At 74.6% G+C, this 9,967-nt stretch carries 9 protein-coding genes; 2 read left to right on the forward strand and 7 right to left on the reverse strand.

Annotated features, from left to right (window positions below; all coding sequences use genetic code 11):
- Positions 1 to 44: 44 nt before the first annotated feature.
- Both ABZ354_RS24060 and ABZ354_RS24065 read right to left on the reverse strand, forming a co-directional pair.
- Entirely contained in the window at positions 45 to 1,280 is a 1,236-nt protein-coding gene (locus ABZ354_RS24060; protein WP_358659960.1) for an aromatic acid exporter family protein, read from the reverse strand.
- Positions 1,281 to 1,411: 131 nt separating this feature from the next.
- Positions 1,412 to 1,906: an FBP domain-containing protein gene (locus tag ABZ354_RS24065; protein WP_358659962.1), complete on the reverse strand. Its 495-nt coding sequence runs from the start codon at positions 1,904 to 1,906 to the stop codon at positions 1,412 to 1,414.
- A 290-nt stretch (positions 1,907 to 2,196) separates the two neighbouring features.
- Here ABZ354_RS24065 and ABZ354_RS24070 point away from each other — a divergent pair, with 290 nt between their 5' ends.
- Complete coding sequence (locus ABZ354_RS24070; protein ID WP_358659964.1) at positions 2,197 to 3,486, forward strand: ROK family protein; 1,290 nt, start codon at positions 2,197 to 2,199, stop codon at positions 3,484 to 3,486.
- Between the two features lie 58 nt (positions 3,487 to 3,544).
- Positions 3,545 to 3,787, forward strand: coding sequence for a hypothetical protein (locus ABZ354_RS24075; RefSeq protein ID WP_358659966.1), 243 nt, complete (start codon positions 3,545 to 3,547; stop codon positions 3,785 to 3,787).
- Positions 3,788 to 4,034: 247 nt separating this feature from the next.
- Here the strand turns inward: ABZ354_RS24075 and ABZ354_RS24080 are convergent, their stop codons facing one another.
- From ABZ354_RS24080 to ABZ354_RS24100, 5 genes are all read right to left on the reverse strand, one after another.
- Complete coding sequence (locus ABZ354_RS24080; protein ID WP_358659984.1) at positions 4,035 to 5,063, reverse strand: SDR family oxidoreductase; 1,029 nt, start codon at positions 5,061 to 5,063, stop codon at positions 4,035 to 4,037.
- 119 nt (positions 5,064 to 5,182) lie between these two features.
- Positions 5,183 to 6,175, reverse strand: a complete 993-nt coding sequence (locus ABZ354_RS24085) for an SDR family NAD(P)-dependent oxidoreductase (RefSeq protein ID WP_358659968.1) — start codon at positions 6,173 to 6,175, stop codon at positions 5,183 to 5,185.
- A gap of 460 nt (positions 6,176 to 6,635) precedes the next feature.
- A complete protein-coding gene (locus ABZ354_RS24090) occupies positions 6,636 to 7,880 on the reverse strand; it encodes an aromatic acid exporter family protein (RefSeq protein ID WP_358659970.1) in 1,245 nt (414 codons plus the stop codon).
- A 59-nt stretch (positions 7,881 to 7,939) separates the two neighbouring features.
- The gene (locus ABZ354_RS24095) at positions 7,940 to 8,602 is read right to left on the reverse strand and encodes an HAD family hydrolase (protein WP_358659972.1); all 663 of its coding nucleotides are present in this window, start codon (positions 8,600 to 8,602) and stop codon (positions 7,940 to 7,942) included.
- 73 nt (positions 8,603 to 8,675) lie between these two features.
- A complete protein-coding gene (locus tag ABZ354_RS24100; protein WP_358659986.1) occupies positions 8,676 to 9,713 on the reverse strand; it encodes a PHP domain-containing protein in 1,038 nt (345 codons plus the stop codon).
- Positions 9,714 to 9,967: the final 254 nt, after the last annotated feature.

Here is a 9,967-nt window from a genome sequence, read left to right on the forward strand (position 1 = left end):
CTGCTCGTCCTGGCCTCGTGCAGCGTCGTCCTCTGCGGAGTCCGTCACCAGGGACGGCCGGCGGTGTCCTTCCGGTTCCGGCTCAGCCACTCCCGCAGTTCGGTGATCCGGGGCCGCTTCTCGCGCTGCTCGCGTGCGTTGCGGTCCAGTTCCTCGAACAGCCGCTGCGAGCGGTGCTCGGTGTCCATCTCGTCGAGGATGCGGTTCACCTCGGTCAGGACCGCGCCGTGCAGCTGCCAGTGCCGGGAGTCGCGCCGCACCTCCTGGAGCAGTAGCCGGGCGAGGCGGTCGCGGGTCGAGGCGGCCTGGCGCAGCCCGGCGGCCAGCCGCTCCTCGGCGGACTCCGCGTCCGAGCTGGTGCTGGAGGTGACCAGCACCGCGAAACTCACCACGGCGTCGGCGACCTCCGACAGCAGCTGTTCCACCGTCGCGCCGGTGTCCGTCGGGAACAGCGGCTCCGGCTCGCGTTCCTTCGCCAGGTCGGTGAGGGTACGGGCCAGCACCCGCAGGACGACCGTGCAGATCTCCAGCGTGTCCAGGCCGGTGCGCAGCACCACCCGGTACAGCAGGCCCTCACGGACGCGCGGGTTGAGCCGCAGGCTGTCCTCGGCCTGCCTGAGGGCCGCGTCCACCTCGACGATGTCGTGGTCGAGGCGCCGCGCCTCGTGCAGCCGGGCCGCCGCCCGGTGCACCGGGGTCTGTCCGGCCGCCTCCTCGCCCATGCGCAGCATCAGCTGCCGCACCCGGCGGGCCAGCCCCTCGATGGACTCTCCGGCCTCCTCCACCCACACCGGCGGCGCCAGCAGCAGGTTGCAGGCCAGCCCGACGGTCGCGCCGATCAGCGTCTCCACCACCCGGGCCCACGCGGTGTCGCCGTGGGTGGTGACGCCGAGCACCAGCATCGCGCTGATCGCCACCTCGGGCACGAACTCCTCGGCCCGTACGAACCGTCCCACCACCAGCGAGGCGACGATCAGCAGCCCGAGGCTCCACCACGTCAGACCCACCAGCAGGCTGAAGGCGATGGCCACGAGGACGCCGGTCACCACCGCGTTCACGCGGCGGAAGCCGGTGGTGAGCGTGGCGTACAGGGTGACCTGCACGACCAGCAGCGCGGTCAGCGGCGCCGTGAGGGGCGCGGCCTCGGGACTCAGCCGCAGCGCGATGACGTACGACACCGTCGCCGCGAACGCCGACCGCAGGGTCTGCTCCAGCACGGGGTCGTGGTGCCGCTTCGCGAACTCCACGACGGTCGCCGTCACCTCACGTACCTTTCGCATCCTGTGGGCTGTTCCCCGTCCACCGGCGAATCGAACGTATGCGACGCCGACCGCGGGCGTCCGCACCCGCGCGGCGGCCCGGGTGCGGGGCCGCAGGGGGACGGCGACGGGTGCGGAGCCGGGGCGCGCGGTCAGGCGGTCAGCCTGTCGAGGAACGCGAAGAGGTTGCCGGTCGCGCGGGCGATCTGCTCGTCCACGGTGAGGCTCTCCTCGAAACGGCCGCCGCTCTCCGGCACCCTGCGGCCCCGCAGATACAGCGAACAGGCCAGGTCGGTGCACATGTACACACCGACCGAGTTGCCCTCGCGGCCCGCCGGACCCGCCTTCCGCGCGGTCATCAGGGCGACGCCGCCGCGCGGATGGGTGGTCAGGCACAGCGAGCACATGCTGCGGTGCAGGAGGCCGCGCTGCGCGGGCTGGAAACGCATCGCGACACCGACGAGGCGTTCGTCACGTTCGACGACGACATAGCTCCGGTCGGGTGCCCCGGGATCCCGCCAGCCGAGGAAGTCGAGATCCTCCCAGGGGCGTTCACCGAGATCGCGCGGCACGGCGAGCCGCTTGGCCTCGCCCTTCGAGCAGTTGATGAAAGAGGCGCGGACGTCCTGCTCGGTGAGTGGTCTCACGGTGGGGCTCCAGAGGGCCGGGAGGGAAACCTAGGGGTCCTAGGTTTTGGTGGTGCCAGGGTAGGGAGCCCCGGGCGGGGGAGGCCAATGGGTTTCCCCGCGGAATGCTCTCCGGTCGCGCCCCGGATCCGCCCGGCACCGCGTCGGGGCGGGCGCCCCGTGCCGGACACCGGACGGCGCGAGGCGCCCCGCCGCAAAGTTCACGGCATGAATTAAGGGGTTGAGGAAAGTCGCGCCGAGGCGGGCCGCAAGGGTATGTTGCAGGCCGGGCAGGGGCTGGAAGGAGCCACATGGCGGGGCGGAACGGACGCACGGTACGCGACCTCAGGCGGGCCAACCGCACGGCGGTGCTGCAACGGCTCTACTTCGACGGCCCTCTCAGCCGCTTCGAACTGGGCCCGGCCACCGGACTGAGCTCGGGCTCCGTCAGCAACGTCGTCTCCGACCTCGTCGCCGACGGCCTGGTCGAGGAGGCCGGCAGCGTCGACTCGGACGGCGGCCGGCCCCGCACCCTGCTGCGCGTGGCCCCCACCAGCGGCCACATGATCGGCGTCGACGTCGGCGAGACCCGGGTCCGCATCGAACTCTTCGACCTGGCCCTCACCGAACTCGCCCGCACCGAGCGCCCCCTGACCCCGCAGCGCTACGACGTCGACGTCATCGTCGACCACATCAGGGCGGGCATCGCCGAAGTCCTCGCGGCGGCGGAGATCGCCCCCGACCGGCTCCTCGGCGTCGGCATCGGCGTACCCGGCATCGTGGAGCGCACCGCCGACCGGGGCGCCGTCGTGCACGGACAGACCATCGGCTGGGACGCCGTACCGCTGGAAGCGCTGCTGCGCACCGGCTCCCACCTGCCCGGCACCGTCCCGTACTTCATCGACAACGGCGCCAAGACCCTCGGTCAGGCCGAGATGTGGTTCGGCGCCGGACGCGGCGCCCGCAACGCGCTCGTGGTCCTCTTCGGCTCCGGCGTCGGCGCCTGCCTCGTCACCCCCGAGGTGGAGCACGGCCGGGCCGTCGAGTGGGGCCATCTGACGGTACGGGTCAGGGGGCGCCGCTGCCGGTGCGGCTCGCTCGGCTGCCTGGAGGCCTACGCGGGCGCCGAATCGCTGCTCGCCCGGTGGCGCGAGGAGGGCGGACGGCCGCCCGCCGACACCGACGAGGAGACCGCGCTCACCGCGATGCTCGCCGCCGCCTACCCGGCCGAGGGCGAGGCCGCCGACCCCGTCGCGCTCGCCGTCCTGGAGGAGACCGCCGAGTACCTGGGCGCCGGACTGTCCGACCTGATCAACCTCTTCCAGCCCGAGCGCATCCTCATCGGCGGCTGGGCCGGCCTCCAGCTCGGCACCCGCTTCCTGCCCGCCGTACGCCGCCACGCCGTGTCGTACGCGCTGCGGCACCCGGCCGGGAAGGTCACCATCGACCTCGGCCGTCTCGGCCCCGACGCGGTCACCGTCGGCGCCGCCATCCTGCCGCTCGCCGACTTCTTCGCCCGCGGCGGGCGCCGCGCCGAGCCGGAGCCGGAGGGCCCGCCGCCCGCGTGGCACGCCGCGCTGGCCGAACGCGCGCCGCACTGAGGTTTGGCGGCGCGCCCCGGCGGTACCCGGTGTGATCGCACGACGGAAGGAGCACGCTGTGGCCGACCGCCGCGACACGCCCCAGCCCGTACCCCGGGATCTGCAGGACCAGCAGGCCGACTCCGGCGAGGACCCCTGGGAGGTGCCCGTCGGGCGCCCCGAGGACACTGCGGCCGAGGGGGAGCAGACGGACTCCGAGGACGTCCCCGACACCGACGAGGCCGGCACGGGCCGGCAGGGTGCCCCGCACCAGTCGGGCAGCAACCCGGAACAGCCCGTCCCGGACGAGTCCTCCGCCTGACCGGACGCCGGAGCCAGGTGTTCGGCCCGCCCCCGGGCGCCTGGGACGGGGGCCCCTGCCCTTTTGCCCGTCAGTCGACAACGTTGCCGACGACGAGGCGTGCGCGGGCCGGCAGGGTGTCCCGCACGATTCGGGCAGCAACCCGGAACAGCCGGTCCCGGACGAGTCCTCCGCCTGACCGGACGCCGGAGCCGGGTGTCCGGCCGACCCCGCGCGCCCGGGACGGCGGGCCTGCCTTCTGGCCCCGTCAGCCGACCTTGCGGCCCCGCAGGGGCTCCGTCGGCGCGCCCGCACCCTCCTTGAGACCCCGCAGGAACTCCTCCAGCACCTCGGTGGAGTCCCGTACCGGCCGCCAGCCGAGTTCGGCACGCGCGCGGGTGCAGTCCATCAGCGGCAGCCGCAGCACCGCGTCGAAGAGATGGGGCGAGGCCGGCAGCAGACGCAGCCCCCACGCGGCGGCGATCGCCGACCGGGCCGCCGTACGCGGCATCCGCACCCGGCGCGTGCCCAGCAGCCCGCCCAGCAGTTCCGCGTCCACCGGCGGTTCGGCCGCCAGATTGAACGGACCCCGCACGTCGGAGTGCACCGCCAGGCAGTACGCGTTCGCGGCGTCGTCGGTGTGCAGCGCCTGCGCCCGCAGCCCGGGGACGTCCGGCAGGAACGGCAGCAACTCGGGCCGGGCCAGCGGCCCCGGCAGGAGCCTGCCGCCGAAGATCCGGCGCTGCTCACTGGCGGACTGCCGCTTGAAGAGGAACGCCGGCCGCATCCGCACCACCCGGATGCCGGGATGATCCCGTTCGAACGTGTCCAGCGCACGCTCCAGGTAGGCCTTCTCCCGGCAGTAGGCGGCGTCCGGCCAGCCGTGCGTCGGCCACGACTCGTCGACCGCGCGGACCTTGGGGCCCGGCGAGTACGCGCCCACCGACGACGCGTGCACCAGCGCCGGCACGCCCGCCTCGGCGACCGCCTCGAACACCCGTATGGAGCCGAGGACGTTGGTGCGCCAGGTCGCCGCCGGGTCGCGCGTCGGCTGGAACGCCCACGCCAGGTGCACCACCGCGTCGGCCCCCGCGAACCGGGGGACGAGATCAACCCGCGGGGACGCGAGGTCCACCGAGGCCCACTCCGTCTTCTGCGGCGACCAGTCGGGGATCCGCCGGGCCAGGCCCAGCACGGACCCCACCGCCGGATCCTCCGACAGCAGCCGCACCACACTGGTGCCCACGTTGCCGGTGGCGCCCGTGACCACGATCCTGCCGCCCGCTGCGCTGCTCACCATGAGCTCCTCTCGGCCGCCGACTGCGGGGAGGCGCCCGCACACCCGGGCACCCCGCGGGAGGTGCCCGGGTACCCGGCGGGCCGCGATGTCACCTCCCCGGCGCGCCGCGCGTCGTCTCACTCGGCGAAGGCGTTCACGCCCGTCAGGTCCGCCGACAGCTCCCACAGGCGGGCCGCCTGCTCCCGGTCGGTCGCCCAGGCCTTGACCCCGCCCCGGCCGCCGTCCTCCCCGGCGGGTTCGGCGACGTCGCAGTCCTCCAGGTAGAGACCGCCCAGGCCGTCGAGCCGGGGCGAGGTCGCCGCCCACACCTGGGTGGCCGCGCCCTGCTGGGGGGTTTTGAAGCCTTCCGGGTTCAGCGGGTTGCCGGCCTCGTCGATCCAGCCGCGCTCCACCATCTCCGCCTTCGGCAGGTGCCGCTGGAGGGGGGTGAGGATGCCACCGGGGTGCAGGGCGAAGGCACGGACCCCGGTGCCCCGGCCGAGCCGGTCGAGCTCGACGGCGAACAGCACGTTCGCCGTCTTGGCCTGCCCGTACGCCGCCCACTTGTCGTAGTCGCGTTCCCAGTGGACGTCGTCCCAGCGGATGCCGGAGGAGTGGTGGCCGCGGGAGGAGACGGAGACGACGCGGGCGCCGCCCCCGGCCTCGATCGCCGGCCACAGGCGGTTGACCAGGGCGAAGTGACCGAGGTGGTTGGTGGCGAACTGCGCCTCCCAGCCGGGCCCGACCCGCGTCTCGGGGCAGGCCATGATGCCCGCGCTGTTGATGACGAAGTCCAGGGAGCGCCCGGTGGCGAGGAACCGGTCGGCGAAGGTGCGGACGCTGTCCAGGTCGCCGAGGTCGAGCTCGTCCACCTCGACGCCGTCGATGCCGGCCAGTGCCTCGCGGGCGGCGGCGGTGCGGCGCGCGGGCACGACGACGCGGGCTCCGGCTCCGGCGAGGGCGCGGGTGGTTTCCCGGCCGAGTCCCGAGTAGCCGCCGGTGACGAGGGCGAGCTTCCCGGTCAGGTCGAGCCCGGCGAGGACGTCGTCGGCGGTGCTCCGGGCACCGAAACCGGAGCCGAGGGGGCGCTGTGCGGCGCCGTTGTCGTTGGGGCTGTCGATGTCGTTCATGCCCGGGACGCTATGTGTGTGAGTGCTCTCGAAGTCAACGCCGACGCGTCCAGGGCGTTTCCGGGAAGGCGGGCCCCGACCCGGAGAACGGGGAAGCCCCGGCCGCGACGGGGGAATCACGGCCGGGGCGGCTCAGTGGTGGGCACGGTCGCGGTGGCGCCCCGCGGCGAAGGTCTCCGCAGGTCTCGTTCCGAAGGAGCGGCCCTGGGGTGCGACCCGGGACACGGTCCCCTCTGTACCCACGATTGGTTCAACGGGCAATTACTGGTGGGTGTTCCCGGGCCCGCCGCCAGGCGTGGTGATCCGCGTCACGCCTCCCTGCCTGCACCGCCACCGCGCCTGCCGCCTGCCACGTCACCACCCCCTCACGCCCTCACCCCGTCACCCGTTCGCCCGTCCACCTGTCGCCCCGTCCGCCCGTCACCCCGTCGCCGGGGCCTCCCGTCACCCCGCCCGCCCGTCACCCGGGCAGCCGCTCCCGGTGTCCGCCCGGCTCGGTCTCCGCCCAGATGTTCTCCGCCTGGAGCAGCAGCGTCCCGAGGACGGCCGCGCGGGCCGCCTCCTGCCCGGCATGGTCACGCAGACTCAGCTGGAGCCGTTCGTGCAGCTCGTCCAACTCCGTCATGGCCGCCCGGTCCGCGGCAGGGCCTCCCGCAGAGGCCACGGCGGGTTCGGCGGCAGAACCCGCGTCCGGCTCCGCGTCCGGCTCCGCGTCCGGCTCCGCGTCCGGGCCCGTCCGCGCGTCGGACGGCCACTCGCTCCACGCGTGACAGGCCTCGCCGATCAGCTCCAGCAGCCGGGCGTACGTGCGCAGCGCCCCGGCCTCGGGCGGCACGGGCGTACGGCTGTCGTCGGCCGACACCGCCAGGGTCCGCACCAGCGTCCTGACATGCCCGGTGATCCTGCTCCACCGCTCGTCCTCGGCCTCGTCGGGCAGCGACGCCGGCGCCCGGTACACCAGATGCAGCCAGCGCCTCGTCAGCCACAGGCTCTCCCGGCTCCAGCCGCGCGCCGACCGCAGCCCCTCGAGCCGGCGCTCCAGCCGGGCCGCGGCGTACGACCAGTCGGCCGCCGTCGACGCGTCCCAGTCGCCGCGCCGCAGATCGGCGGCCACCTCGTGCAGGACGTCCCCGGTCTGCTTCGCGAGCCCCGCGAGGTTCTCCCGCACGTCCCGCAGGTGTACCGGGGGCAGCACCAGCGCGTTCACGGTCACGCCGATCACCGCGCCGAGCGCCGCCTGCCCCAGCCGGTGGGCCACCGCCGCGCCGCTCACGGTGCCCGAGGCGAGGGTGAACAGGGCGGTGGTCGCGGCGTAGACGCCCTGGTCGCCGAAGCGGTGCCAGTTCGCCAGCAGCATCAGCGCCGGGACGGACAGCGCCAGGGCCACCAGGACGTCGCCGGCGAGCAACTGCGCCCCCGACGCGAGCAGCGCCCCCACACAGATCGCTGCGAACTGCTGCCCGGCCCGCCGGAGCGAGCTGTAGACCGTCGCCTGCACCAGGACCAGCGCCACCCACGGCGCCATCAGGGCCATCGGGTCGCGCAGCCACTCGTCCGCGATCACCCACGCCAGCAGCGCCGCCCCCGCCGCTTTGAGGGACTGCACCAGGAGGTCCCGCTCCCGGCCCGGGCCGCGCAGCGCGGCCCGCCCCGACTCGACAAGACCTCGTGCCTCCCTGCCCACCGCTTCCGTCGCTCGCGTCATGCGGGGGCGGGTATCCGATCATGCGGGGGATATCCGGACCGTGCGGCGGATCACGCCCCTCACGCCGCGAGAGGACTGTCGGCCAGGGACTGCAGGAGGTGCGCGGGATCGTCGTACACGGCGTCCGCGCCCGCCTCCTCCAGATCGGCGCGCGGGAGGCCGCCGCACAGCACGGCCACACAGCGCACCCCGGCCCGGCTTGCCGCCCGCATGTCCCACACCGTGTCGCCGACGAGCACCGCGCGGCCGGCGGGCACGCCGGCGAGTTCCAGGGCCTGTTCGACGGGTTCCGGATGGGGCTTGCCCTGCGCCACGTCCTCGGCGCTCGCGGTCGCGGTGATCGCGTCGTCGGCGTCGATGGCGCGCCGCAGCGCCGACAGTTCCGGCCCGCTCGCCGACGTGACGAGCACGACCCGCCATCCGTCGCCGGCCACCGTGCGCAGCAGCCGCCCCGCGTCGTCCAGGGCGGGCAGCCGGTCGAAGTACTGCCCGTAGAGCGCCTTGTGCGCGGCACTGATCGCCTCGTCGCGGCCGGTGTCGCGTTCCTCGCCGAGCACCTGGGCGATCAGGTCCGTGGAGGGCAGCCCGACCGCGCGGTGCAGGGCGTGCATCGGCACCCGGAGCCCGGCCTGCCGGAAGGCCTCCCACCAGGCGGTGACGTGCAGGTGGTTGGTGTCGACGAGGGTGCCGTCGACGTCGAACAGGGCGGCGCGTGCTTCCATGCGTACGTTCTCCCTTCGAAGCGGTGGGGCGGGCAGGTACGGGCCGGATGTACGGCGGGGGTCGGGTACCACGTCAGGGGCTGCCCACGCCGTCGGGCAGCCGCCGCTCCCGGGTCCAGGCCAGCAGCTCGTCGGCCGGCCACGTCGTGACGATCCGCTCGGCGGGCACCTCGCACTCCTCCGCCCGCGCGCACCCGAGGATCTGCCAGTCCAGCTGGCCGGGGGCGTGCGCGTCGGTGTCGACGGAGAACAGCAGGCCCGCGTCCACCGCCCGCCGCAGCAGCCGGCGCGGCGGGTCCAGTCGCTCGGGCCTGCTGTTGATCTCCAGGGCGGTGCCGGTCTCCGCGCACGCCGCGAACACCTCGTCGGCGTCGAACTCCGATTCGGGCCGCCCCCGCCCGGTCACCAGCCGCCCGGTGCAGTGCCCGAGCACGTCCGCGTGCGGGTCGCGTACGGCGGCCACCATGCGGCGGGTCATCGTGCGGGCGTCCATGCGCAGCTTGGAGTGCACCGACACGACCACCACGTCGAGCCGGTCCAGCAGGTCCGGCTCCTGGTCGAGGGAGCCGTCGTCGAGGATGTCGCACTCGATGCCGGTCAGCAGCCGGAACGGCGCCCAGGTCTCGTTCAGCTCCGCGACCACGTCGAGCTGCGTGCGCAGCCGCTCGGCCGACAGGCCCTTGGCGACCGTCAGACGGGGGGAGTGGTCGGTGAGTACCGCCCACTCGTGGCCCAGCGCCGCCGCCGTCCGGCCCATCTCCTCGATGGGGCTGCCGCCGTCCGACCAGTCGGAGTGCAGATGGCAGTCCCCGCGCAGCAGCGCCCGCAGCCCGTCGCCGGCCCGCGGCCCCGGATCGCCCGCCTCGTCCTCCAGCCTGCGCAGGTAGCCGGGCGTCTCCCCGGCCAGCGCCTCGCGCGCCACCTGCGCGGTCTTCGGGCCCACCCCCTTGAGCGACTCCAGCGACCCGGCCGCGGCGCGCTCACGGACCTCCTGGGCGCCCAGCGCCGCCATCGCCCGCGCGGCGGTGCGGAAGGCACGTACGCGGTACGTCGGCGCCAGGGACCGCTCCAGCAGGAAGGCGATCCGGTCCAGAGCCTCGACGGGGTCCATCGCCACGCGGCCACCTCCAGGGTTCCCCACGCCTGGCTCCAGGGTTCCCCACGGCCGCCGGCCCCGCACGGCGGACGGCGCATGGCGCCGCCCCTGAAACGCCTGACACGCGACGTGTCTGACGGACCCGGTGCGCCCGACAGGGCCCGCGTCCGTGAAGGCATCCGGCCCGGTACGGAGGGGACCCTCCGTACCGGGCCGGGGGGCGGGCCGGAAGCATACGGGGCTTGACGGACGACGGTGGCGGGGTTAGC

This window comes from Streptomyces sp. NPDC005925 (assembly GCF_040638805.1).
In the GTDB taxonomy this organism is placed as follows: Bacteria; Actinomycetota; Actinomycetes; order Streptomycetales; family Streptomycetaceae; genus Streptomyces.